General features: G+C 74.4%; 25 protein-coding genes. 14 read left to right on the forward strand and 11 right to left on the reverse strand.

All coding sequences use genetic code 11. From position 1 onward, the window contains the following. Positions 1 to 4: 4 nt before the first annotated feature. The 3 genes from ACWIYF_RS18350 to ACWIYF_RS18360 are packed head-to-tail and all read right to left on the reverse strand — an operon-like array spanning position 5 to position 2,419. On the reverse strand, positions 5 to 913 hold the full coding sequence (locus tag ACWIYF_RS18350) for a TIGR03619 family F420-dependent LLM class oxidoreductase (RefSeq protein WP_448624265.1): 909 nt from the start codon (positions 911 to 913) through the stop codon (positions 5 to 7). A 23-nt stretch (positions 914 to 936) separates the two neighbouring features. Then, positions 937 to 1,395, reverse strand: a complete 459-nt coding sequence (locus ACWIYF_RS18355) for a hypothetical protein (protein WP_448624266.1) — start codon at positions 1,393 to 1,395, stop codon at positions 937 to 939. A 25-nt stretch (positions 1,396 to 1,420) separates the two neighbouring features. Beyond that, positions 1,421 to 2,419 carry a phosphotransferase family protein gene (locus ACWIYF_RS18360; RefSeq protein WP_448624267.1) on the reverse strand — a complete coding sequence of 333 codons (999 nt, stop codon included), beginning with the start codon at positions 2,417 to 2,419 and terminating at the stop codon, positions 1,421 to 1,423. 68 nt (positions 2,420 to 2,487) lie between these two features. Between ACWIYF_RS18360 and ACWIYF_RS18365 the strand changes: the two genes are divergently transcribed. The 6 genes from ACWIYF_RS18365 (at position 2,488) to ACWIYF_RS18390 (ending at position 7,123) form a co-directional block, all read left to right on the forward strand. Then, a complete protein-coding gene (locus ACWIYF_RS18365) occupies positions 2,488 to 3,282 on the forward strand; it encodes a glucose 1-dehydrogenase (RefSeq protein ID WP_448624268.1) in 795 nt (264 codons plus the stop codon). 114 nt (positions 3,283 to 3,396) lie between these two features. Further along, positions 3,397 to 4,536 carry a hypothetical protein gene (locus ACWIYF_RS18370; protein ID WP_448624269.1) on the forward strand — a complete coding sequence of 380 codons (1,140 nt, stop codon included), beginning with the start codon at positions 3,397 to 3,399 and terminating at the stop codon, positions 4,534 to 4,536. Between the two features lie 5 nt (positions 4,537 to 4,541). Beyond that, positions 4,542 to 4,982: a nuclear transport factor 2 family protein gene (locus ACWIYF_RS18375; protein ID WP_448624270.1), complete on the forward strand. Its 441-nt coding sequence runs from the start codon at positions 4,542 to 4,544 to the stop codon at positions 4,980 to 4,982. A gap of 14 nt (positions 4,983 to 4,996) precedes the next feature. Continuing rightward, positions 4,997 to 5,371, forward strand: coding sequence for a cupin domain-containing protein (locus tag ACWIYF_RS18380; RefSeq protein ID WP_448624271.1), 375 nt, complete (start codon positions 4,997 to 4,999; stop codon positions 5,369 to 5,371). After that, positions 5,368 to 6,237, forward strand: coding sequence for a glucose 1-dehydrogenase (locus tag ACWIYF_RS18385; RefSeq protein WP_448624272.1), 870 nt, complete (start codon positions 5,368 to 5,370; stop codon positions 6,235 to 6,237). Before ACWIYF_RS18380 ends, ACWIYF_RS18385 begins: the two co-directional genes overlap by 4 nt. A 7-nt stretch (positions 6,238 to 6,244) precedes the next feature. Further along, positions 6,245 to 7,123 (forward strand): sugar phosphate isomerase/epimerase family protein, encoded by an 879-nt coding sequence (locus ACWIYF_RS18390; RefSeq protein ID WP_448624273.1) that lies wholly within the window; start codon positions 6,245 to 6,247, stop codon positions 7,121 to 7,123. Here ACWIYF_RS18390 and surE read toward each other — a convergent pair. Beyond that, a complete protein-coding gene (surE, locus tag ACWIYF_RS18395; RefSeq protein ID WP_448624274.1) occupies positions 7,115 to 7,915 on the reverse strand; it encodes a 5'/3'-nucleotidase SurE in 801 nt (266 codons plus the stop codon). The two genes, ACWIYF_RS18390 and surE, sit on opposite strands and share 9 nt — an antisense overlap. A gap of 141 nt (positions 7,916 to 8,056) precedes the next feature. On the opposite strand from surE, the gene ACWIYF_RS18400 reads away from it, so the two are divergent. The 6 genes from ACWIYF_RS18400 to ACWIYF_RS18425 are packed head-to-tail and all read left to right on the forward strand — an operon-like array spanning position 8,057 to position 13,450. Further along, positions 8,057 to 8,932 (forward strand): sugar phosphate isomerase/epimerase family protein, encoded by an 876-nt coding sequence (locus ACWIYF_RS18400; protein ID WP_448624275.1) that lies wholly within the window; start codon positions 8,057 to 8,059, stop codon positions 8,930 to 8,932. After that, entirely contained in the window at positions 8,929 to 10,341 is a 1,413-nt protein-coding gene (locus tag ACWIYF_RS18405) for an FAD-dependent oxidoreductase (protein WP_448624276.1), read from the forward strand. The genes ACWIYF_RS18400 and ACWIYF_RS18405 overlap by 4 nt, the downstream gene beginning before the upstream one ends. Next, positions 10,334 to 11,395: a zinc-dependent alcohol dehydrogenase gene (locus tag ACWIYF_RS18410; RefSeq protein WP_448624277.1), complete on the forward strand. Its 1,062-nt coding sequence runs from the start codon at positions 10,334 to 10,336 to the stop codon at positions 11,393 to 11,395. Before ACWIYF_RS18405 ends, ACWIYF_RS18410 begins: the two co-directional genes overlap by 8 nt. Beyond that, positions 11,392 to 12,411, forward strand: coding sequence for a phosphotransferase family protein (locus ACWIYF_RS18415; protein WP_448624278.1), 1,020 nt, complete (start codon positions 11,392 to 11,394; stop codon positions 12,409 to 12,411). Before ACWIYF_RS18410 ends, ACWIYF_RS18415 begins: the two co-directional genes overlap by 4 nt. Next, entirely contained in the window at positions 12,408 to 12,863 is a 456-nt protein-coding gene (locus ACWIYF_RS18420) for a hypothetical protein (RefSeq protein ID WP_448624279.1), read from the forward strand. Before ACWIYF_RS18415 ends, ACWIYF_RS18420 begins: the two co-directional genes overlap by 4 nt. 20 nt (positions 12,864 to 12,883) lie before the next feature. Then, positions 12,884 to 13,450: a nuclear transport factor 2 family protein gene (locus tag ACWIYF_RS18425; protein WP_448624280.1), complete on the forward strand. Its 567-nt coding sequence runs from the start codon at positions 12,884 to 12,886 to the stop codon at positions 13,448 to 13,450. Here ACWIYF_RS18425 and ACWIYF_RS18430 read toward each other — a convergent pair. From ACWIYF_RS18430 to ACWIYF_RS18445, 4 genes are all read right to left on the reverse strand, one after another. Continuing rightward, a complete protein-coding gene (locus ACWIYF_RS18430; RefSeq protein WP_448624281.1) occupies positions 13,411 to 14,178 on the reverse strand; it encodes a GntR family transcriptional regulator in 768 nt (255 codons plus the stop codon). The two genes, ACWIYF_RS18425 and ACWIYF_RS18430, sit on opposite strands and share 40 nt — an antisense overlap. Before the next feature lie 40 nt (positions 14,179 to 14,218). Continuing rightward, entirely contained in the window at positions 14,219 to 15,055 is an 837-nt protein-coding gene (locus ACWIYF_RS18435; RefSeq protein ID WP_448624282.1) for a mycofactocin-coupled SDR family oxidoreductase, read from the reverse strand. A gap of 119 nt (positions 15,056 to 15,174) precedes the next feature. Next, positions 15,175 to 15,939: an SDR family NAD(P)-dependent oxidoreductase gene (locus tag ACWIYF_RS18440; protein WP_448624283.1), complete on the reverse strand. Its 765-nt coding sequence runs from the start codon at positions 15,937 to 15,939 to the stop codon at positions 15,175 to 15,177. Positions 15,940 to 15,951: 12 nt separating this feature from the next. Beyond that, positions 15,952 to 16,596: a histidine phosphatase family protein gene (locus tag ACWIYF_RS18445; RefSeq protein WP_448624284.1), complete on the reverse strand. Its 645-nt coding sequence runs from the start codon at positions 16,594 to 16,596 to the stop codon at positions 15,952 to 15,954. Between the two features lie 39 nt (positions 16,597 to 16,635). Between ACWIYF_RS18445 and ACWIYF_RS18450 the strand changes: the two genes are divergently transcribed. Next, a complete protein-coding gene (locus tag ACWIYF_RS18450) occupies positions 16,636 to 18,594 on the forward strand; it encodes an oxidoreductase (RefSeq protein ID WP_448624285.1) in 1,959 nt (652 codons plus the stop codon). Positions 18,595 to 18,668: 74 nt separating this feature from the next. Beyond that, positions 18,669 to 19,109 (forward strand): nuclear transport factor 2 family protein, encoded by a 441-nt coding sequence (locus tag ACWIYF_RS18455; protein WP_448624286.1) that lies wholly within the window; start codon positions 18,669 to 18,671, stop codon positions 19,107 to 19,109. A 1-nt stretch (position 19,110) separates the two neighbouring features. Here ACWIYF_RS18455 and amaB read toward each other — a convergent pair whose 3' ends face one another. The 3 genes from amaB to ACWIYF_RS18470 all read right to left on the reverse strand — a co-directional run bounded on the left by amaB (position 19,111) and on the right by ACWIYF_RS18470 (position 22,447). Further along, positions 19,111 to 20,637 carry an L-piperidine-6-carboxylate dehydrogenase gene (gene amaB / locus ACWIYF_RS18460; protein ID WP_448624287.1) on the reverse strand — a complete coding sequence of 509 codons (1,527 nt, stop codon included), beginning with the start codon at positions 20,635 to 20,637 and terminating at the stop codon, positions 19,111 to 19,113. A gap of 75 nt (positions 20,638 to 20,712) precedes the next feature. Beyond that, entirely contained in the window at positions 20,713 to 21,288 is a 576-nt protein-coding gene (locus ACWIYF_RS18465) for a hypothetical protein (RefSeq protein WP_448624288.1), read from the reverse strand. Between the two features lie 10 nt (positions 21,289 to 21,298). Continuing rightward, positions 21,299 to 22,447, reverse strand: a complete 1,149-nt coding sequence (locus ACWIYF_RS18470; protein ID WP_448624289.1) for a zinc-dependent alcohol dehydrogenase — start codon at positions 22,445 to 22,447, stop codon at positions 21,299 to 21,301. Positions 22,448 to 22,683: the final 236 nt, after the last annotated feature.

Below are 22,683 nucleotides of genomic sequence, written 5' to 3' on the forward strand. Positions count from 1 at the left end.
GCGGTCAGCCGGCCGAACGCGACGCCGCCGCGAGCTCCTCGAGGAACACCGGGGCACGATCGGGCTCCGGGCACCAGCCCATCAGCGACACGAACACGTCGGTGCCGCCGGCCTCGACCAGCTCCACCGCCCCGGCGAGCGAGGCGCTGAGGTCGACCGCACCCTGCTCGTCGCGCACCGCCTTGGGTGTGACCCGCACGCGCACCGACGCGGGATCGCGGCCGGCGTCACGCAGGGACGTCCGCAGCCGCCGCACGCCGTCGGCGATCGCGACCGGCCCGTCGGTCGGCGCGGGGATCCAGCCGCTCCCCCAGCGGACGATCCGGGCCAGGTTCCGGTCGGTGAGCTTCCCGCCGATCCAGATCGGCACGCCCGGCTCGCGCACCGGCCGGGGCCGGCAGTGGATGCCCTCCCAGCTGACCGTGGGCGACGCGAAGTCGACCGGCCCGCCCGACCACAGCGCGTGGCAGGCGGCCAGCTGGTCGTCGAAGACCCGGTGGCGAGCGGCCCAGTCCACGCCCAGCGCCCGGTACTCCTCCTCCTGCCAGCCGGTGCCGATGCCGAGGACGACGCGCCCGCCGCTGAGCTGGTCGAGGGTGGCCGCGGTCTTGGCGAGCAGCGCGGCCGGGCGCAACGGCGAGATCAGCACCGCGGTGCCCAGCTCGACGCGCTCGGTGACGCCGCTCATCGCGGCCAGGACCGTCAGCGGCTCGAGCCAGGGAGCCTCCGGGCCGCCGGGGAAGCGACCGTAGGGGTACCGGTCGACCTGCGAGCCCATGACGACGTGGTCGACCACGGAGACGCCGTCCACCCCGGCACGCTCCGCGGCGACGGCGAGGTCGAGCAGCGACCGCCACGGCCGCTCGCCCAGGTAGGACCCGTAGTTGGGCAGGCCCACCGTCAGTGCAGGCATGCTCGCTCCGCTCCTCTCGCGGCTCAGCGCCCGACGGAGTTCCAGCCGCCCACGATCTCGCTCTCGTGCGCCAGCCGCTCCTGCAGCAGCGACTCCCCCGCGGTGACGAGGTCGGCCCGGCCCGCCGCGAGCGCCGTCTCCAGCGCCGCCGACAGGAGGTCGCCGGCGCGGCAGTAGACGTCGACGACGTCGGTGAGGTGCAGGCTCTCCGGGGCGCTGCCCGCCGGCTCGTCGAGAGCGGCCCGCAGCCCGCCGTCCCCGGTGGCGGCCGCGGTGGCCTCGGCGTAGGAGCGGATCGCCGTGACCTCCTCGCGCATCCAGGCGATCTCGTGCGCGGCACGCACCGCCGCGTTGCGCAGCACCTTGTCGAGCATCACGAGCCGGACCTGCGTGGTCTCGTCCGCAACGGCCGGCAGGACGTCGTCCAGGAGCACGCGGCAGCAGTCGAGCAGGACCTGCTCGGTGGTGGGCCGTCCGATCATCGCGCCGTCCCTGCCGGCCGGCCGGTCACGGCAGCAGCCGCCGGCACACGTCGAGGTAGAGGTTGTACTGGTGCGTGACGGCGTTGATCAGGTAGGTCGCCATGACGCCGCGCGACTCGCCGCGGGAGACGGCGTCGAGCGCCTCCAGGATCTGCACGAGCAGCCGCGCCATCCCGATGACGAGGAAGTACTCCACCGTCGCGGGGTTGACCTGTTCCTCGGTGAGGCCGGTGCGTTCGCGGTAGCGCGCCAGGAAGGCCTTGGGGTCGTCGTGGTAGACGTTCGGCGGCATCGGGATCTGCGTGTAGTAGCCGAGGTCCTCACGCGGGTCGCCGATCCGCGCGAACTCCCAGTCGATCACCACGTGTTCTCCCGCGTCGGTGACCAGCACGTTGGACGGCTGGCAGTCGCCGTGCACGAGGGTGAACGGCACCGGCGGCGGCCGGTGGTGCCACAGGCGGGCGCCGACGTAGCGCAGCACCGGGCTGCTGTCGGTGATCTCCCGGTCGATCCGGCGGTACATCTCGAGGACGCCGTCGATGTAGTCGTCCCAGCTCGGCGGGCGCTGCACCGGCAGGCCGTCGAGCGGCGTCGAGTGGATCCCGGCGACGGTGTCGACGAACGACCGGGCGGACCCCGCGGTGTCCTCGGCCGTCCGCAGGACGTCCTGCAGCGACCGCCCCCGGACGTGCTCGACGAGGATGCACTTGGTCCCGAAGTGCTCGCCCGTCGCGTCGTACCACCGCGGGGCCGGGATCGGCGGGGTGCCCGACCGCGCGAGGGCCCCGAGCAGCTCCCACTCGGCGTCGCGGTCGCTGACGAAGACGCCGTCGCCGGGGAGCGGGTCGCCGCGCAGCACGAGCCGTTCCGTGGCGCCGTCGTCCCACTGCACGTCGGCGACCGCGCTGAGCCTGCTGTAGCCGCCGGTGATCGGGCGGAAGCCGGTGACCGAGGCGCGCCGGTCGGGCTCGACGGCGGCGAGGAAGCCGGCGAGTGCCTCGCGCGTCATCGTGGGCTCGGGCATGGTTCCCCTGTCCAGCGCTCCCGCGGGTCGGTGTCCGCGGGCTCGCGGAACCCGTCGCGGAGGTCGGAGTGAGCGCACGGTTCGACGGCAGGGTCGCGGTGGTCACCGGCGGCGCGAGCGGCATCGGCGAGGGCATCGTCCGCCGGGTGGTGGCGGAGGGGGCCCGCTGCGTGGTCGCCGACCTGCAGGAGGACCGCGGCACGGCGCTCGCGGCCGAGTTGGGGAACGCCGTCCGGTTCTCCCGCGTGGACGTGAGCAGCGAGGACGACGTCGCCGGCCTGGTCGACTCCGCCGTGGCGGAGTTCGGCCGGCTCGACTGCCTGTTCAACAACGCGGGCATCCTGGGCCCGACCGGGTCGCTGCTGCAGACCTCGCGGGAGGACTGGGACCGGACGCTCGCGATCCTGCTGACCAGCGTGTTCCTCGGCATCAAGCACGGGGCGCGGGCGATGCGGGAGCAGGGCTCCGGGGCGATCGTCAACACCGCGAGCACGGCGGGCGTGCGCGGTGGCCTCGGCCCGCACGTGTACACCGCGGCCAAGCACGGCGTCGTCGGGCTCACCGAGTCGGCGGCCGTGGAACTCGCGCCGTCGGGGCTCCGGGTGAACGCGATCGCGCCGGGAGCGACGGTCAGCGCGATGACGGCCTTCGCGGCCCTCGGCGACAGCGCCGCCCTCGGGGCGATGGAGGACCGGCTGCGGGAGCGCTTCGGCCGCCCCGCCCTGCCCGAGGACGTCGCGGCGGCGGCCGCCTTCCTTGCCAGCGACGAGGCCTGGTACGTGAACGGCGCCTGCCTGGTGGTGGACGGCGCGAGCGAGGTGCCGGGGAACAAGGCGCGCCGCTTCTACGAGCCGGGACCGTGACCGGGGGCGCGCGCCCGGCGGCCTCGCCGCCGGCCCGCCCAGGTCCATGAAGTAACTCTAGTCGCACACCAGTAACGTCGGTAGGGTCGAGCTCCCGGACATCGGAGGACGCTCGTGCTGCTGGGCCTCGACGAGTACCCGTTCCACCAGGTGACGGCGACCTTCGCCGGTGTCGCCGGCAGCGATCCGCAGTGGAACGACGGGCATTACGTGTGCGTGGCCGACCAGGCCGGCACCGTCTCCCTCGCGTCCACGCTGCGGCTGTACTCGAACAACGACGTGCTCGACGGGTTCGTCTGCATCCGGCACGAGGGCAGGCAGCACAACATCCGGCTGTCGCGGCGGCTGCGGCCCCGGATGGAGGAGCTCTCCGTCGGCCCCCTGCGTATCGAGCTGCTGCAGCCGATGCGGGCGCTGCGCCTGGTGCTCGAGGACAACGAGTTCGGCATCGCGCTCGACATCACCTGCCGCGGCAGCACCGTGCCCTACGAGGGGCCGGTCGAGGTCACCCGCGTCGACGGCCGGCTGGTCGGGGAGCGGCTGACCTACGAGCTGACCGGCAAGGCCGAGGGCTGGGTGCGGGTGGGGTCGACCCGCATCGACCTCGAGCCGTCGACCAGCTCCTTCTTCCGCAACCACTCCTGGGGCCAGGCGCCCGGCCGGGGCGGTCCCCGGCTGTACACCGCACCGGCCCTGAACGCCCGCCGGCGCGTGCCCGGGGTGCGCCAGTGGGTGCTCTTCGACATGCCGGACCACAGCGGCTTCTGGTTCATCGACCCCAGCGGCCGCCGCGCCTCCGGCAAGGGCGCGCTCATGCTCGAGGACCGCGCCGTGCCGGTGACGGCGGTCGACAGCGACCTGCAGTTCTACGACGGCGGCCGCCGCCTGCGCTCGGGCCGGTTCCGGCTCACCGACGCCGACGGCGGGGAGCGCAGCTACGAGGTCGAGGATCTCGGCTGGGTGTACTGCCAGGGGGGCGGGTACTTCGGCGGCTTCGACGACGGGCTGGGGCAGGGCGTCTACCGCGGCGACTCGCACGTGGAGGGCGAGGTCTGGGACGTCTCGCACCCGACCCGGGTCGTCGACGAGCAGGGCGGCTCCTTCGAGTTCGACCACGCCTGGGCCGAGAACTTCACCCGGCTGACCAGCGACGGCGCCACCGGCCTGGCCCACTTCGAGTGCGTCGTGATCCAGGAGGCACAGGGCTGGTCCGCCCGACCGGGCCGCACCCCCGGCGCCGGGACGACGGGCTGACGGCCGTGGACCCCGACGAGGTCCGCGCGCTCGCCGACCAGCAGGCCATCGCCGACCAGTGCGTGCGCTACACGCTCGCGCTCGACACCCGCGACTGGGCGCTGCTGGAGAGCTGCTTCACCGACTCCCCGGTGTTCGTGCACCCCGGTGGGCGACTGGAGGGCTTCCCCGCGATCCTCGCCCGCACCACGGCTGCGCTCACCCCGCTCGACGCGACCCAGCACCTGCTCGGCAGCGTCCTCGTCGAGGTCGACGGCGACACGGCGCGGTCCATCTCGTACTTCCAGGCGCAGCACGTCCGGGCCGGCACGCCGGGGGGCGACACCTACCTCATCGCGGGCAGCTACACCGACCGCTGGCTGCGGACACCCGCTGGGTGGCGGATCGCCGAGCGCGTGCAGGCCTACATGTGGCGCGACGGCAACCGCGCCGTCGTCGCCCGCTGAGGGAGGGGCGCAGCATGCCCGAGCCCCCGACGGTGACCCGTGGTGTGACGCGGACGCCGCTGCTGACCGCCGCGACGCCCGACGGCCTGCGGGTCGACCGGTTCGCCTACCCGCCCGGCGGCCACACGCACTGGCACATGCACTCCGGCGAGCAGGTCCTCTACGGCGAGGACGGGCAGGGGTGGCTCGCCGTCGCCGGCCGGCCGCGGGTGCCGATCGGGCCGGGCGACGTCGTGGCGGTGCCGGTCGGACACCGGCACTGGCACGGCGCCACCCCGCACGGGCCCTGGGGCCACCTGGCCGTGACGGCCGGCGGGGGCACCACCTGGCTCGGCGAGGTCACGGACGAGGAGTACGAGGAGCCAGCAGATCCCGAGGAGGAGACGTGAGCGGACGGGTCGCCGGCAAGGTCGTCGCGATCACCGGAGCGGCCAGCGGTCTGGGTGAGGCGACGGCGCGGCTGATGGCCGCCGAGGGAGCCACCGTCGTGCTCGCCGACATCCAGGACGACCGCGGCGAGCGGCTCGCGGGGGAGCTCGGGGGCGGAGCGCGCTACGTGCACTGCGACGTCACCAGCGAGCCCGCGGTCGCGGGCGTCGTCGACACCGCCGTCGCCGAGTTCGGCCGCCTCGACTGCATGTTCAACAACGCCGGCATCGTCGGCGCCCACGGCGGGATCGACGAGATCCCCCTCGACGAGTACGAGTACACGATGGCGGTGCTGCTCCGCTCGGTGTTCCTCGGGATGAAGCACGCGGCCCGCGTGATGAAGCCGCAGCAGTCCGGCGTCATCCTGACGACGGCGAGCATCGGCGGCCTGCAGGGCGGCCTCGGACCGCACGTCTACGGCGCGGCCAAGGGCGCCGTCGTCGCGTTGACCAAGAACGTCGCCGCCGAGCTCGGGGCGTGGTCCATCCGGGTCAACGCCATCGCCCCGGGCAAGATCCTGACCCCGATGAACGCGGCGAACATCGTCGGCGACCCCGACGCCATGGACGAGGCCCGTGAGGCGTTCCGCACCCGGACGCCGCTGCGGGGCCGGATAGGCGAGGCCTCCGACATCGCGCACGCGGCACTGTGGCTGGCCAGCGACGACGCCGGGTTCGTCAGCGGCCAGACCCTGGTGGTCGACGGCGGGCTCACGACCGGGTCGAAGGAGAACGTCGCGCCGGGCGAGCACGGACGGTGGGCCAGCCGCCGCGACCTGGTGCGCGAGGCGGGCCGCAGCGGCGTCCCCGCGGATGCCGAGAGCTGACGCGGGCATGACGGTGCCGGAGAGACTGGCCGCGCTGCCCGGCTACGCGGACCTCGGCCCGGACGACCTGATCCTGAGCCACTTCAGCCTCGGCCGCGCCCGGCCGTTCGAGGAGCGGGTGCGGGCCGCCGCGGATGCCGGCTTCGCGGCCATGGGGCTCTACGTCCGCGAGTACCAGCGGCTGCGGTCCGAGGGCGCGACCGACGCCGACCTGAACGCCGTCCTCGACGCGCACGGGCTGCGGGTCGTCGAGATCGAGGCGCTGCGCGGCTGGTCCGCGACCGGGCCCGAACGCGAGGCGTACCTCGCCGACGAGCGCGACGTCTTCGCGATGAGCGACGCGCTCGGGCCGGGCCACCACGTGCAGGTGATCGGGCCCTACACCGGCACGCTGGACGACGCGGCCGAGGCCTTCGCCGGCGTCTGCGACCGCGCCGCCGAGCACGGGCTGTGCGCCGCGATCGAGTTCCTGCCGGAGATGACGAACATCCCGGACGCCGACACCGCCATGGAGATCGTGAACCGCGCCGGGCGCGCCAACGGCGGGATCTGCTTGGACTCCTGGCACCACTTCCGCGGCGCCGACGACGACGCCATGCTCCGCCGCATCCCGCCGGAACGGATCTTCGCGGTGCAGATCGACGACGGCCCACGGCGGCCGGTCGACGCCGACTACTACACCGACTGCACGCGCTACCGCCAGGTGCCGGGCGAGGGTGCGTTCGACCTGGTGGGGTTCCTGTCGCTGCTGGCCGGGATGGGGGTGCGGATCCCCCTCTCGGTCGAGGTCATCTCCGAGGAGCTGCTGCAGCGCCCGGCCGCCGAGGTCGCGCGCCGGCTGGCCGAGGGGACGCGCGCCGTGATGGCGGCGGCCCGGTCACGGTGACCGCGGCTGCCAGTCCGTCTCGGCGGTCATCCGCCAGGTCAGCGGGGTGACCGAGGCGACCCGGTCGTGGACGACGGCGTAGATGTCGCTGTCCGGCTCGAGCCGGTCCCAGTCGATCTCGACCTCGACGGTGAACTGGTATGGCTCGCCCAGCTGACGTGGCGAGGCCGGGCGCGAGCGGACGTAGTACGGCTGGCGGCTCTGCACGGTCCTGCGCAGCTCCGTCTCCGTCGTCGCGGACCGGGGCACGTTGAGGCTGAGCACCGACACGCCCTCGGGCATCCCCTCGTCGAGCACCTGCCGGGCCAGCCGATGGGTGAAGTGCCGGGCGGCGGTCCAGTCGATCGCGCCGAACGTCCGCCACTCGCTGATCTGCGTGGTGATCGCCGCGGCGATGCTGGGGATGCCGTAGACCTCGGCCTCGAGGGCCGCGCCGATCGTGCCGCTCACCCCGATGGTGCCGCCGATGTTCTCGCCGTAGTTGATGCCGCTGACGGACAGCGCGATCGGCCGGTCGGCCAGCTCCAGCACCGCGTGCGTCACCGCCATGACCGGCGAGCCGGTGATCGCGTAGCCCGGGACGCTGCGCCCGCCGATGTGCAGGTCGACCCGCTCGACGACACCGGCGTCCGGCCCGCCGAGGAACGCGCGGCTCATGGCGGTCTGCTGGGTGGCCGGCGCGACGAGCAGCAGGTCGCCGAGGTCGGCGACCGCTTCGGCGGCGGCGTGCAGCCCGGGCGACAGCAGCCCGTCGTCGTTGGTGACGAGGATGAGCGGCCGCTCCGCGTGCATCGGTCCTCCTCGCCGGGCGGGGCCGGCAACGGTGTGCTCGGCGCCACGGATGCTGGAGGCTTAGTGTAGACAAAGTCAAGTAACCCCCGGCACACTTCCTCCCCATCGCGGTGCGACGGCGCACCAGCCGGAAGGAGACCGATGACGGCGCGAACCGAGGTTCTGGGCGACATCGGCTGGGTGCTCTGGTCGGGCACCGTCGGGCTGGAGAGCCCGATCCCGGGCCGGATCCAGGCGGCGGTGGCGACCGGCTGCAGCCGGCTGTCGGTGAGTCCGCTCGACGTGGCCCGGGCCGAGGACGCGGGCACCTCGGCCGCGGAGCTGGGCCGGCGCATCCGGGACGCGGGCCTGGGCATCGTGATGGACCCGGTCGGCGGCTGGTACGCGGGCGGTGCCCCGCGACGCGAGTCGCGGTTCGCCCGGTTCACCCCGGACGAGTCGTTCCGGATGTGCGAGGCGTTGCAGGTCGAGTCGATCACCGCGATCGGGCAGGCACCGGGCGAGCGGCCGGCCGAGGACGTCGCCGGTGCGTTCGGCGCGTTCTGCGACCGGGCCGCCGACCTCGGGGCGCAGGTGCACCTGGAGTTCATCCCGATGACCGCGATCCGGGACCTCGACGCCGCCTGGGCGATCGTGCAGGGCGCGGACCGGCCCAACGGCGGGATCCTGTTCGACACCTTGCACTTCTTCCGCGGCAACCCCGACTTCGACCTGCTGGACCGGATCCCCGGGGAGCGCATCTTCGCGGTGCAGGTCTGCGACAGCACGGCCGACCTCCGCGGCAGCCTGCGCGACGAGACGATGAACCGGCTGCTGCCCGGCGACGGCGACTTCGACCTGCCCCGGGTGGTGGCGGCCCTCGACCGGATCGGCGCCCTGCGCTGGGTGGGAGCGGAGGTCATCTCCCCCATCACCGAGGCGATGCCGCCGGTCGAGGCGGCGCGCGTCGCCGGCGACCGGGTGCGGGAGATCGTCGCCGCGGTTCGCGCGGCCGCCGTTCCGGGGGGATCCCGGTGAGCGGCCCGGACGTCGACGTCCTCGTGGTCGGCTCGGGCGCCGCCGGCCTCGCCGCCGCGCTGTCGGCCCGCCAGGGTGGCGCGGCGAGCGTCCTGGTCGCCGAGGCCGAAGGGGTGGTCGGTGGGTCGTCGCGGCTGTCCGGGGGGCTCACGATGGGGGCCGGCACCCGATACCAGAGGGCGCTGGGCATCGCCGACGACGCCGACTCGCTCTTCCACGACTACATGACGCTCAACCACTGGGACGTCGAGGCCGGTGTCGCCCGCCGGCTGGCAGACCTCGCCGGGCCGACGGTGGAGTGGCTCGGCGACCTCGGCGTCGAGTACTACGACCAGATGGTCTACGGCGGTGACGAGCGGGTGCCGCGGGTGCACGTGCCGATCGGCCGCGGGCAGGCCGTCGTCGACGTGCTGCACCGGGCCTGCCGGGAGGCCGGGATCGACATCGCGCTCGGTCAGCGGGTCGACCGGCTGATCGTCGAGGACGGCGCGGTGGGCGGCGTCGCCGTCGGCGACGACGCCATCACCGCCCGCGCGGTGGTGCTGGCCACGGGAGGGTTCGGCAACGACCCGGACAAGCTCGCTGCGCACTTCCCGTCGGCCGCCGCCACCGGGTGGACCTGGTACATCGGCGCTCCCGGCTCGCGCGGCGACGCCCTCCGCCTCGCCGAGCAGGTCGGGGCGCAGCTCCTCGGCCACGACCGCGGCCTGCGGCTGCTGCACGCGAACTTCGCCCCGATCTACGAGGCCTACCTGCCGGGGTGGATCGTGATCGTCAACCGCGAGGGACGCCGGTTCTTCAACGAGACCGCGCCCTACGGCATCACCGACGGCCTGCTGCGGTCCCAGGGCGACGTCGCCTACGCGGTGTTCGACGACGCCGCGCTGACGGCCGCGACCGCCGCCGGGGTGGCCCGCTACAAGCAGCAGGTCCCGGGCTCGACCAAGAAGCAGAGCCCGCACTGGAACGCCGACGTGATCGAGCAGATGGTCGCCGCCGGCAAGGTGCACCGCACCGGCACCGTCGCCGAGCTGGCGACCGCGCTCGGGCTCCCGGTCGACCGGTTCGAGGGCACCGTCGCGCGGCACAACGCGCAGGTCGCTGCCGGCGAGGACCCCGACTACCTCAAGGACCCGACGTTCCTCGAGCCGATCGCCACGCCGCCGTTCTTCGGCGCCGAGATCCGGCCCGCGACCGTGTGCTTCACCTCCTGCGGGCCCCGGATCGACCGGGACGCCCAGGTGCTCGACACCGCAGGCCGGCCGGTGCCGGGCCTGTACGCCGCGGGCGAGTGCGCGGGCGGCGTGATCGGGCCGGCCTACGTGGGCAGCGGCAACTCCTACGCCAACTGTGTCGTCTTCGGCCGGGTCGCAGGGGCGTCGGCGTCGGGAGGGAAGCTCGATGGCTGAGGTCACCGCGGGACTGATCACCGGCAAGGAGACCGTGGAGTTCCTGAGCTTCCCCGACGCACCGCCGGCGCCGGGCTGCGTGACCGTCGACGTGTCGCTGTGCGGCATCTGCGGGACCGACATCGCCTCCTACCGGACCGGGCACCTGCACAGCCCGGCAGTGTGCGGGCACGAGTGGGTCGGCGTGCTCAGCGCCGTGGGGGCCGGGGTGGAGGGGCTGCGCGAGGGCGAGCGCGTCGTGGTCGCCGTCCCCCCGGCCTGCGGTCGCTGCCCGGAGTGCCGCGGGGGCCTGACCGAGTACTGCCGGACGACGTCGATGGTGGCGCGGGGGCGCAACGAGCTCTCCCCGCCGCACGGGGCCTTCGCCCGCAGCATCACCGTCGAGGCGGGCCGCGTCCTGGCCGCCCACCCCGACCTCAGCGACGAGGAGGCGGCGCAGGTGGAGCCGGCGACGGTCGCCTTCCACGGCGTCCGCCGCTCCCGGATCGCCCCCGGGGACGCCGTCGTCGTGCAGGGCGCCGGCCCGATGGGCCAGTTCGCCGCGCAGTTCGCGCGCGCCGCGGGGGCGGGCGAGGTGCTGGTCGTCGAGCCGTCGTCCGCCCGCCGCGCGCTCGCCCTCGAGCTGGGCGCCACCGCGGCCTGGGGCCCCGAGGAGGCCGGCGATGCCGTCCTGGAGCGCACCCGCGGGCTCGGGGCCGACGTCGTCCTGGAGTGCGCCGGCGTGCCGAGCCTGCTGCAGACCGCCGCCGACCTCGCCCGCTCGGGCGGGACGGTGGGCCTGATCAGCTTCCTGGCCCAGCCCGCGACCATCAACGGCGCACGGTGGCTGGCCAAGGAGCTCAGCCTGGTGGCCTCGAACGCGTTCACCCACGACGACTTCCGCCGCAGCATGGCCTTCCTGGCCGACGGCCGGGTGAAGGCGGCGCCGCTGCACAGCCGCACGGTCCCCCTCGACGACCTGGAGGCGACGCTGCGGACGCTGTCGGCAGGGCCGTCGGACGACATCAAGGTCCTCGTCGACCCGCGCGGCGCCGGCGGTGGGTCGCCAGCATGACGGCAGGACAGACCGCCGGTGCCCTGCAGCGGTTCCTCGACGCGGTGGCCCCGGAGCGGGGCGCCGTCGTCCGGGCGGTGACCCCGCTCGGCGGCGGCTACAGCCGGGACACCGCCATCGCCGAGGTGACCTGGGCCGACGGGCGCGACCAGCGGCTGGTGCTGCGCAGCGACCCGCCGGCCGACCGCGGCGTGTTCGTCAGCGACCGCGACGAGGAGTGGCGGACGCTGAACGCGCTCGCCGGCACCGGGCCGGTCCGGATCCCCGCCCCGCTCTGGTACGACGGCACGGGAGAGCCCTTCGGCAGCAGGTGCATCGTCAGCGACTTCTACGACGGTCGCTCGCTGCAGCAGCTCGCCCGGGAGGCCGAGGACCTCACCGAAGTCCGGGAGACCTTCGTCGACACGATCGTCGACGTCCACCGGACACCGCTCGAGACCCTCTCCCCCGCGCTCGACCCACCGCGCGACTGGGACACCTACATCGACGGCCTCATCGATCTGATCGACGCCTCCAGCCGCAGGGGACGCGACAGCGACCCTGCGCTGCGCTACGCCGCTGCCCGGATGCGCTCCTACCGGCCGCCGCCCGTGCCCCTGGTGCTGGTGCACGGGGACTGCCAGCCCGGCAACGTCCTCCTCGGGGACGCCGCGCCGGTGGTGATCGACTGGGAGTTCGCGCGGGTGGGCGACCCGCGGGAGGACATCGGCTACTACGCGCACATGCCGATCCCACCGAACCTCTACGTCACCGACCCCGCCGCGTTCCTCGGCCGCTATCGCGCCCGCACCGGGCTGACCGAGGAGCAGCTCAACCCGGAGGTCGTGGAGTACTTCTACCTGCTCGGCATCGCCCGGCTGTTCGAGCAGGAGATGGCCGCCGCCCAGGCCGTCGCCGAGGGCCGCCCCCGCGGCGTGCTGGCGACCTACCTGGTCAACACCCTCTCGGCGCAGTGCCGGACCTTCTTCGAGACCTGCCGTCGCCTGCCCGCCCCCTCCTCGACGGGACGACCGTGAACGCGCGCCCCACGACCGAGCAGCTCCTCCTGGACTGCGCCCGCGAGCTGATGGAGGACGTCCTGCCCACCATCGCCGACGAGACGACGATCGTGCGCATCGCCATGATCGAGCAGGTCCTCCGCAACGCCGCAGCCCGGTGCGCGCAGGAGATCGACTGGATGGTGGCGGAGATCCCGGGCCTCGCGGAGTACGCCCGCGCCGTGCTCGCCGCGGCGCCCGACGACGGCCTCGGGGCGCTGCTGCGCCGCCTCGAGGACGCCGACGACGGCCTGGGCCTCGACGCCGTCACCGAGCGCTATGCGCGGGCCGGTGAGCTGTTCGCCGCGGCGCTCGAGGTCGCGGTGCTCCGGGGCTCACGGGAGCTGCAGCAGGAGGGCGAGCGGCTCCTCGACGCCCGGCTCGCCCGCGAGGAGCAGGTCATGGCGGGCTGGAGCCCCGCGGGACGGTGAGCGGCCGGGAGGCGGAGCTGATGGACGAGGACCTGGAATTGATGCTGGCCGAGCGGGCGATCTCGCGCGTGCTCACCACGTACTCGCGCGGGATCGACCGGTTCGACTTCGAGGCGGTCCGCTCCTGCTACTGGCCCGACGGCACCGACGACCACGGATCCTTCGTCGGCGGGGTCGACGACTTCATCCCGTTCGTCGAGAAGTCGCTGCTGCGCTTCGAGCGCACGGCGCACTTCCTCGGCAACGTGCTCATCGACGTCGACCTCGGCCGCGACGTCGCCCGGGCGGAGACCTACGCGGTCGCCTTCCACCGCTACACCGACCCGGAGGGGCAGCCGACGGACATGTGGGCGGGCCTGCGCTACGTCGACAGGTTCGAGCGCCGGCACGGCGAGTGGCGGATCAAGACGCGGGTCTGCGCCTACGAGTGGCGGCGGACCGACCGCGTCGACGGGGAGGGCGGGTTCGCCGACGGCTACGTCCGCGGCCTGCGCTCCCGCGACGACGTCGTCTACCGCATCCTGGACGAACCTCCGGCCGGCGGCGGTCAGCCGGGGACCGCTCCGGGGGCGCCGTCGGGCGGGTAGTCGAGCCGGTAGCGCACGCGGTCGGCCCGCGCCCGGCGGCTGACCAGCAGCACAGGACGGCCGTCCTCGTCGGCGGTGAGCCCCTCGCGGAGCAGCACCGGCGCGCCCGGCCGGATCCCGAGGACGGCGGCGTCCTCGGCCGAGGCCGCCTCGGCGGCGAAGGTGCGCCACACGTACCGCAGCGGCCGCCCCGAGCGGCCCAGCAGCAGGCCGTAGAGCCCGTCGCTCTCCTGCCAGCGCCTCTCCACGTCGCCGAGCGTCTCCTCCGGGGCCCAGGCGGTCGACCGGACCCACCGCTCGCCGTCGACCTCCAGGGCACTGTCCACCCGGCGCAGCCGCCCCGCGGGCCGCAGCGCCTGCCGGGCCGCGGGGTCGTCGTCGACACGGGTGGCGAGCAGGACGTCGCGGTAGGCCTGGCCCTGGCTGCGCAGGGCGGTGCGCAGACTGCCGAAGTACTCCTCCGGCGTCAGGGGGATGGCGACCGCGAACGGCTCGGGGCGCGGCGAGACGAACGTGCCGGCGCCCTGCCGCGCGCGCAGCCGCCCCTCCCGGGACAGCTCGTCGAGCGCCCGCCGGACGGTCAGCCGGTGCACGCCGAGGTCGTCGGCGAGGACGCCCTCGCTGGGCAGCCGGTCGCCGGGGGCGTACTGGCCGGAGTCGAGCCGCTCGAGCAGGACGCCGCGGACGCGCTGGTAGAGCGGGAGCTCTCCCCGCCGCGGCGGCGCCATGGCAGGGAGCGTAGCGGCCGGGCCCGTTCCGCCGGGGCGGTCAGCGGGTGGTGTAGCCGGCGTCCACGGGGAGCTCGATGCCGGTGATGTGCCGCCCGGTGTCCGAGACCAGGAAGAGGATCGCGTCGCTGATCTCGGACGGGTCGATCCACCCCACGGGCAGCAGGTTCGTCCCGCGCATGACCTCCTCGGCCTCCTCGCGGGTGACGGTGGCCGGGTCGCGGTCGGGGAAGAGCAGCCCGCGCAGCGAGTCGTTCTGGATCATCGGGGTGTCGACGTTGGTCGGGTGGACGACGTTGACCCGGATCCCGTCCGGCGCGAGCTCCTGGGCGAGCACCCGCATCAGTCCGACCAGCCCGTGCTTGGCCGCGCAGTAGTGGGCGATGTTGGGCACGCCCTTCAGCCCGCCCACCGACCCGATCAGCACGACCGCGCCGCCGTCCCCGCTGTCCCGCAGGTGCGGGATCGCCGTCCGCACCGTGCGGAACACGCCGCTGAGGTTCACGGCGATCATGTCGTCCCACATCTCGTCCATGATCTTCTCGGCGGGCGCGAAGGAGGCGATGCCGGCGTTGGCCACCACGATGTCGAGCCGGCCCAGCTCGGCCACGCCCTCGTCGAGTGCCTGCTGCAGGGCCGCGCTGTCGCGGACGTCGGCCTGCCGGGCCACGATGCGCCGGTCGAGCCCCTCGACCTGCCGGACGGTCTCGTCGAGGTCCGCGCGGGTCGCCATCGGGTAGCCGACGCTCGGGACGTCGGTCAGCGCGTCGACGGCGATGACGTCCGCGCCCTCCTGCGCGAAGCGGATCGCGTGCGAGCGGCCCTGTCCCCGCGCGGCACCCGTGATGAAGGCGACCTTCCCGTCGAGCCTGGCCATCGAGGACCTCCTTCGGCACCGGCCGGCCCTCGGCCGCCGGTTCGCGGTGCCCGTTGACGTGGGGGCTGTCAAGGTACCGGGCTGCGGCGGGAGCCGGGCGGCGGTCAGGCGGGCGGCGGTCAGGGGGACGGTGGGGACCCCTCGGCCTGCAGCTCGGCCACCAGGCCGGTCATCACCTGCTGCGGCTCCGCGAGCACCTCCGGCGCGCGCTCGGCCAGCGCCCGCTCCACCAGCTCGGCGAGGCGGTCGGGGAAGACGACGGTCGCCTCCGCCTCCCACCCGGAGAGCGACCGCTCGACGACCTCCTCCGGCGACGCCTTCCGGTAGGGCACGTCCGCGGCCATGTCGGTGTCGATGAATCCCGGGTGCGAGGTGGTGACGACGACGCCGTCCGCCTGGAGCTGCTGCCGCAGCGCCAGCGCGAGCATCCGCATCGCCGCCTTGCTCGCGCCGTACACCGGTGAGCTGCGCGAGACGACCAGCCCGGTCACCGAGTTGACGACCAGCACCCCGCCGCGGGTACGGCGCAGCGCCGGCGCCAGCCCCTGGACGAGCGCGAGCGGGCCGAAGACGTTCACCTCGAACGTCTCCCGGATGACGGCCTCGTCGCTCTCCAGCACCGGGCCGGTCGGCGACAGCCCCGCGTTGCTGACCAGCAGCTCGGTGTCCCCGCAGGAGGAGACGACGGCCGCGCGGTCGGTCGCGCTCGTGACGTCGAGCCGGACGGGGACCACCCGGTCGCCGAGGCCCTCGCCCAGCGCGCCGGGATCGCGCGCCGCGGCGTACACCTTCGCCGCCCCGCGGGCGAGCAGCCCGCGCACGAAGGCCAGGCCCAGGCCGCGGTTCGCCCCGGTGACCAGCGCAGTCCTGCCCTCGATCCGCATGGTTCCTCCTGGTCAGCGGTAGGTGAGCGCCGCGCCGCCGAGGTGGCTGTGCTCGTTGAAGGTGAGCAGCGCGATCCCCGTCCGCCCGGCGGCGAGCTTGGTGACCGCGGCGTTGACGGCGACCCGGTTGAGCGCCACCAGGCCGGCCGCGCCGGTGCCGAGCAGGTCGGCGCAGACGGCGGCGATCACCCCGGCCGAGGTGAAGACGACGCCGTCCTGACCGGGCTCGAGGTCGGCGACGAGCTGGTGCAGGGCGTCGCGGACGTTCGCGGTGAACTCCGGCCAGCCGCCCGCGTCGCCGTGCTCCACCCAGGCGACCAGGGCGGCGTCGAGCACCATCTGGAACTCGCGGGAGCTGCGCGGCTCCTCGGCGCCGTGCGCCGCGGCGTAGCGCCGGACCAGGTCGATGTGGTCGTACTCGTCCCACCGCGGATCGGTCCGCGGCTCGACGTCGTGCCCGGCGGCCCGGAGGGCCAGGGTCGCCGTGTCGCGCTGCCGGCGCAGCGAGCCGTGCACCGCAACGGGCCGGCGCAGCCCGCGGTCGCGCAGCCAGCGGCCGGTGGCCTCGGACTGCTCCCGGCCGAGATGGGAGAGCTGGTCGTAGTCGTCGTGGCCGAAGGAGGCCTGACCGTGGCGGACGAGGAGGACGATCGGCACCGCGCCAGTCTGCCGTGCCCCGCGACGGAGGTCCCGCCGATGCCCGATCCGGGGGATCCGCTGTTCCGGCCGATCACCGTCGGGACGATGGCGCTCGACCACCGGCTGGTCGTGCCCCCGCACAGCGGCGGCGGTGGCGCCCTGCTCGGCTCCGAGGAGCAGTTCGAGCGGATGTGCCGCTACTGGCTCGCCCGGGTCGAGGGGGGTGTGCAGTGGGTGGGCGGCGGACCGGTCTTCGTGCGCAACCCGGTCATCCCCGGGTTCGAGCCGAGCGGTGTGGGCGCCAACGTGGAGGGCTACTTCCGCCATCCGCTGTTCGTCGAGCGGATGGGCCGCTACCTGCAGCGACTGCACGGGGCCGGCGGGTTCGGCACCGTGCAGATGGTCCTGCAGGGCGGGATGCCGATCGCGCCCTCGCCGACGTTGTCCGGGTATCTGGACCACACCATCCCGCACGCGCTCGACGTCGACGAGATCCGCTGGCTCGTGCAGGAGTACGCCGCGTCCGCGGCCCTGGCGGCGGAGGCGGGCGCCGACGCGATCGAGCTGCACAGCAACCACGACGACGTCCTCCAGTGGTTCCTCTCGCCGCGGACCAACCACCGGACCGACGCCTACGGCGGCGACCTGCCGGGACGGCGACGGCTGGTCCGGGAGATCTGCGAGGCGATCCGCGCCCGGGTGCCCCGCCCGCTGACCCTGGGTCTGCGGCTGTGCCTGGACGAGCGGATCGACGGCGGGTACGGGGTCGAGGAGGCCGCCGCCCTCACGCGGGCGTTCACCGCGGACGGCACGGTCGACTACTTCAGCTTCGACGTCGGCAGCAACTGGGGCGAGCCCAGCTACGTGCCGGTGGGCTGGCACGGGGAGGCGGAGTGGGCGGCCCTCGCCGGGCGGGCGAAGGAGGGCACGCACCTGCCGACGGTGTACGTGGGCCGGGTCGTGCACCCGGAGGTCGCCGCGGCGGTGCTGCGCGACGGGCAGGCCGACCTGGTCGGCCTCGCGCGGGCGACGATCGCCGATCCGGAGTACGTCGCGAAGACGCGGGCCGGGCGGCGCGCGGACATCCGGCCGTGCATCGGGGTCAACGACTGCATCGACCGCCGGTCGGGTCAGGGGCTGCCGTTCGCCTGCGCGGTCAACCCGGAGGCGGGGCGCGAGCACGAGCCGCCCCCGGCGTCCGCCGATCCCCGCCGGGCGGTCCTCGTCGTCGGCGGCGGGCCGGCGGGCACCGAGGTGGCCGCGCTGGCCGCCGAGCGCGGGCACCGGGTGACGCTGCTGGAGCGGGAGGACCGGCTCGGCGGCCAGCTCGCGATCGCGGCGCGCGCCCGCGCGAACCGGCGGTACGCCGACTGGCTGGCGTGGCAGGAGCGCCGCCTGCGCGCACTCGGCGTGCCCGTCGAGCTGTCCACCGAGGCCACCGCGGCCGACGTCCTCGGTCGCGGCGCCGACGTCGTGATCGTCGCCACCGGCGCCCTCCCCCGCATCCCGGCGCTGCCGGGGATCGACCTGCCGCACGTCGTCAGCGCCGCGGCGGCCCTCACCCGGCCGCTCCCCGAGGGGCAGCAGATCGTCGTCGTCTCCGAGGACGACCGCGCGGCGCCGCTCGCGGTGGCCGACCACCTCGCCGGGGACGGGCACGACGTCACCCTGGTCCACCAGTCGCCGGCGCCGTCCCCGCAGGTCGGCAAGTACTCGATCGGCTCGATGCTCGCCCGGCTCGACCGGGCGGGCGTCCGCCTGGTCCCGATGGCGCGGCTGGTGGCCGTCGAGCCGGGCGCCGTCCACCTCGCCCACACCTACAGCGGCCGGCGGTGGCGGCTGGACGGCGTCGACCGGGTGGTCCTGGCCTGCGGCTCGGTGCCCGACGACGACCTGTACCAGCAGGTGCGCGGCCGGCATCCGGCGGTGCACCTGCTCGGGGACGCGTACGCGCCGCGGCGGCTGTCGTTCGCCACCCGCCAGGCCCGGGAGCTGGTGCGCGGCGTCCTGACCTGACGGCGAGCATTGCCCGGATCGGGCCGGGACTGCTGGGATGCGGGGCAGCCAGCCCACGCCACCGAGGAGCACCCGTGACCGCCGATGACGTCGCCGCCCGCCTCGACCGCCTGGAGAGCGAGGCCGCCGTCCGCCGGCTGGCCGCCGACTACTGCCAGGCCTTCGACGACCGGGTGCTGGACCGGTTCCTGGCGCTCTGGCACGAGGACGCCACCTGGGAGCTGCTCCCCGGCACCGTCCTCACCGGCCACGACGGCATCCGCGCGGCGACCGAGGGGGCCTGGGGGTCGCTGCCGGCCACCCGGCACCTGACCACGAACCACACGGTCGAGGTCGACGGCGACGCCGGCACCGGGTCCGCGCAGGTGCTCGCGTTCGTCCAGGGCGCCGACGGCGCGTGGATGCAGGGCGTCTACACCTACACCGACGTCTACCAGCGGCGGAACGGGCGCTGGGCGTTCGCCCGCCGCGGCGCCGTCCCGCACCTGACCGCGCCGCTGCCCACCGGTCCGTGAGTCAGACGGTGAACTTCACGCCCTGCGCGAGCGGCAGCTCGCCCGAGTAGTTGATCGTGTTGGTGGCGCGGCGCATGTAGCTCTTCCAGGCGTCGGAGCCGGACTCGCGGCCGCCGCCGGTCTCCTTCTCCCCGCCGAACGCGCCGCCGATCTCGGCGCCCGACGTGCCGATGTTGACGTTGACGATGCCGCAGTCGGAACCGTCGGGGGCGATGAACCGCTCGGCCTCGGCCTGGTCGGCGGTGAAGATGCTCGACGACAGCCCCTGCGGGACGTCGTTGTTCAGCGCGATCGCCTCCTCCAGGGTCCCGTAGGGCAGGACGTAGAGGATCGGCGCGAAGGTCTCCCGCCGGACGACGTCGGTCTGCCCGGGCATCCGGACGACGGCGGGCTCGACGTAGAACGCGTCCGGGGCCTCGTCCTCGAACCGGCGCCCGCCGCCCACCACGACCTCGCCGCCCTGCGCGACGGCCTCCTTCAGCGCCTGCTGCATGGCCTCGTACGCCCGGCTGCCGATGAGCGGCCCGACGAGGGTCCCCTCCCCCACCGGCGACCCGATCGGCAGCCGCCGGTAGGCCGCGGCGAGGCGCTCGGTGAGCTCGCCGATCACCTCGGCGGAGGCGATCACGCGGCGCATCGTCGTGCAGCGCTGCCCCGCCGTCCCCGCCGCCGAGAAGACGATGCCCCGGATGGCCAGGTCCAGGTCGGCCGACGGCGTCACGACCGCGGCGTTGTTGCCGCCGAGCTCGAGCAGGGCCCGGCCGAAGCGGTCGGCCACCCGCGGCCCGACCGCCCGGCCCATGCGGGTGGAGCCGGTGGCCGACAGCAGGGCGATCCCCGGCGAGTCCACCAGCGCCTCGCCGAGCTCGGGGCCGCCGATCAGCACCTGGCTGAGCCCCTCCGGCGCGCCCTGCTCCGCGATCGCGCGGTCGAGCAGCGCGGCGGCGGCGAGCGCGGACAGCGGCGCCAGCTCGGAGGGCTTCCAGACGACCGGGTCGCCGCAGACGAGCGCGAGCGCGGTGTTCCACGACCACACCGCCACCGGGAAGTTGAAGGCGCTGATCACGCCGACCACGCCGAGCGGGTGCCAGGTCTCCATGAGCCGGTGGCCCGGGCGCTCGGAGCTGATCGTGCGGCCGTACAGCTGCCGCGAGAGCCCCACGGCGAACTCGCAGATGTCGATCATCTCCTGGACCTCGCCGAGGGCCTCGGAGGTGATCTTGCCAACCTCGAGGCTCACCAGCGTGGCCAGGTCCGCCTTGTGCTCGCGCAACAGCTCGCCGAACCGGCGCACGAGGCCGCCGCGGACCGGCGCGGGCACCGTCCGCCAGCTGCGGAACGCCTCGCCGGCCCGGGCCACCGCCGCGTCGACCGCCGCGGCGTCGGACCAGCGGACGGTGACCAGCGGCAGGCCGTTGACCGGGGAGACCACCGGGCGGTCCCCCGCGACGGCGGTCTGGTCCACGCCGCAGCGGCGCAGGGCCTCCTCGGCCTGGCGGGTGAGCTCGTCGGCGCTGGGCAGGGTCACGGGCTGGTCCTTGTCGTCCGGTGCGGCGTGCAGGAGAACTATCTCCCGGACGGCGGACCCGCGGGTGCTCCCCCCTCAGCGCGCGAGGGAGCGGGTCAGCGCCCGCACCCCCTTGACGGCGACGGCGGCCGCCAGGATCCAGGGCCCGGCGACGATCACCGGGTCGAGCGGCTGGTGCACGAGGTCGGCCCGCTTGCGCCCGATCCGCGACGTCAGCCCGTGGTGGGTGAACTCGCTGCGCACGCCGGTCTCGGTGATCGGGTTGTCGGGGCGCAGGGTGGCGAACGAGCGCAGGTGCTCCTCCCAGGCGTCGACGCGGTCGGCCGCCATCAGCAGCAGCCAGTGCGCCGCCCGGCCCTCGCTGTAGCGGGCGTAGGAGAACCGGCGGATCGCCCCGGACAGCCCTTTCGGCGGCTGCGCGGTGCCGAACACCGGCGTCAGGAACTTGTGCTCGATCGAGCGCTCCCGCGGCTCCTTCTCCGGCTGCCGCTCGGGGAACTCCCAGTGCGCGCCGGTGAGGCCCTCCTGGAACTGCAGCTTGGGCACCGACGGCCGGTCCTTCGGGTCCAGGTCGACCCCCCAGCCGGGGATCCGGGCCCGCAGCTGGTCGGGGGTCTCGGCGAGCGGCGGCTTGTGCGGCGTGTAGGCCATCGGTTCCCTCTCAGGCCGCGCTCGGGAGCACGAGCGGCTTGATGCAGTCGTCCAGCTTCGCCGAGAAGATGTGGTAGCCCGCGGCGATGTCCTCGAGCGGGATCCGGTGGGTGACCAGCTCGCTCGGCGTGAGGTAGCCGTTGCGCACGTGCTCGAACAGCCGCGGCCACTGCCGCTTCACCGGGCACTGGTTCATCCGCAGGGTCAGCCCCTTGTTCAGCGCGTCGCCGAACTTGACGGCGCTGAAGATCGGCCCGTACGCCCCCATCACCGAGACGGTCCCGCCCTTGCGGACCGAGTCGATCGCCCAGTTCAGCGCGATCGGCGAGCCGCCCTGCAGCTTGAACTTCGCGGAGGTCAGGTGCTGCAGGAGGTTGCCGTCCGCCTCGGCGCCGACCGCGTCGATGGCGACGTCCGCGCCCAGGTGGTCGGTCTGCTTCTTCATCTCCACGACGACGTCGTCGCACTCGGTGAAGTTGATCGTCTCCGCGTAGGCCCAGGTCCGGGCCTTCGCCAGCCGGTACTCGAGGTGGTCGACGACGATCACCCGGCCGGCGCCCATCAGCCAGGCCGACCGGGCGGCGACCAGGCCGACCGGGCCGGCGCCGAAGACGACCACCGTGTCGCCCTCGACGATGTCGCCGAGCTGGGCGCCGAAGTACCCGGTGGGGACGGCGTCGGTCAGCAGGACGGCGTCCTCGTCCGACATCCAGTCCGGGATCTTCGCGGGGCCGACGTCGGCGAACGGCACCCGGACGAACTGCGACTGGCCGCCGTCGTAGCCGCCGGTGGTGTGCGAGTAGCCGTAGATGCCGCCCACCGCCGTCGCGTTGGGGTTCACGTTGTGGCAGTTGGAGTACAGCCCGCGGGCGCAGAACCAGCACGAGCCGCAGAAGATGTTGAACGGCACCATCACCCGGTCGCCGACCTGCAGGCTGCGCACCGACGGCCCCACCTCGTCCACCACCCCGATGAACTCGTGGCCGAAGGTGTGCCCGATCCGCAGGTCCGGCATGAGCCCGTGGTAGAGGTGCAGGTCGGAGCCGCAGATCGCGGCGAGGGTCACGCGCACGATCGCGTCGTTCGGGTGCTCGATCGCCGGTCTCGGCTTCTCCTCGACCCGGATCTTGTACGGCCCTCGGTACACCATCGCCCGCATCCGGACGGCCTCCTCGTCAGCGACTCCGCAGGGCCTGACCCCACCGGCCCCCGACTCTCCGGCACCCGCCCGGGGACGGCCACTCGACCGCGGATGTGCGGCCCTGACCCCACGGGCTTTCGGTACAGAAAGCCCGGACCAGCGCCGGGCTTTCTGTACCGAAAGCCCGATCCCTGCACCGGGCGGGACCGGCCCTCTCCCGCTGGCGGGGCCGTCGGCGCGGGAGCACGCTCTGC

The organism is Geodermatophilus sp. URMC 64 (assembly GCF_053502555.1).

Bases quoted from the DNA above. Each gene is read 5' to 3' on its own strand.
- ACWIYF_RS18430 (WP_448624281.1), bottom strand. From the start codon at position 14,178: ATGGCGCCGCCGCGGCGGGGAGAGCTCCCGCTCTACCAGCGCGTCCGC.
- ACWIYF_RS18450 (WP_448624285.1), top strand. From the start codon at position 16,636: ATGCCCGATCCGGGGGATCCGCTGTTCCGGCCGATCACCGTCGGGACG.
- ACWIYF_RS18355 (WP_448624266.1), bottom strand. From the start codon at position 1,395: ATGATCGGACGGCCCACCACCGAGCAGGTCCTGCTCGACTGCTGCCGC.
- ACWIYF_RS18425 (WP_448624280.1), top strand. From the start codon at position 12,884: ATGGACGAGGACCTGGAATTGATGCTGGCCGAGCGGGCGATCTCGCGC.
- surE (WP_448624274.1), bottom strand. From the start codon at position 7,915: ATGCACGCGGAGCGGCCGCTCATCCTCGTCACCAACGACGACGGGCTG.
- ACWIYF_RS18400 (WP_448624275.1), top strand. From the start codon at position 8,057: ATGACGGCGCGAACCGAGGTTCTGGGCGACATCGGCTGGGTGCTCTGG.
- ACWIYF_RS18350 (WP_448624265.1), bottom strand. From the start codon at position 913: ATGCCTGCACTGACGGTGGGCCTGCCCAACTACGGGTCCTACCTGGGC.
- ACWIYF_RS18390 (WP_448624273.1), top strand. From the start codon at position 6,245: ATGACGGTGCCGGAGAGACTGGCCGCGCTGCCCGGCTACGCGGACCTC.
- ACWIYF_RS18470 (WP_448624289.1), bottom strand. From the start codon at position 22,447: ATGCGGGCGATGGTGTACCGAGGGCCGTACAAGATCCGGGTCGAGGAG.
- ACWIYF_RS18410 (WP_448624277.1), top strand. From the start codon at position 10,334: ATGGCTGAGGTCACCGCGGGACTGATCACCGGCAAGGAGACCGTGGAG.
- ACWIYF_RS18415 (WP_448624278.1), top strand. From the start codon at position 11,392: ATGACGGCAGGACAGACCGCCGGTGCCCTGCAGCGGTTCCTCGACGCG.
- ACWIYF_RS18380 (WP_448624271.1), top strand. From the start codon at position 4,997: ATGCCCGAGCCCCCGACGGTGACCCGTGGTGTGACGCGGACGCCGCTG.
- ACWIYF_RS18465 (WP_448624288.1), bottom strand. From the start codon at position 21,288: ATGGCCTACACGCCGCACAAGCCGCCGCTCGCCGAGACCCCCGACCAG.
- ACWIYF_RS18440 (WP_448624283.1), bottom strand. From the start codon at position 15,939: ATGCGGATCGAGGGCAGGACTGCGCTGGTCACCGGGGCGAACCGCGGC.
- ACWIYF_RS18360 (WP_448624267.1), bottom strand. From the start codon at position 2,419: ATGCCCGAGCCCACGATGACGCGCGAGGCACTCGCCGGCTTCCTCGCC.
- ACWIYF_RS18435 (WP_448624282.1), bottom strand. From the start codon at position 15,055: ATGGCCAGGCTCGACGGGAAGGTCGCCTTCATCACGGGTGCCGCGCGG.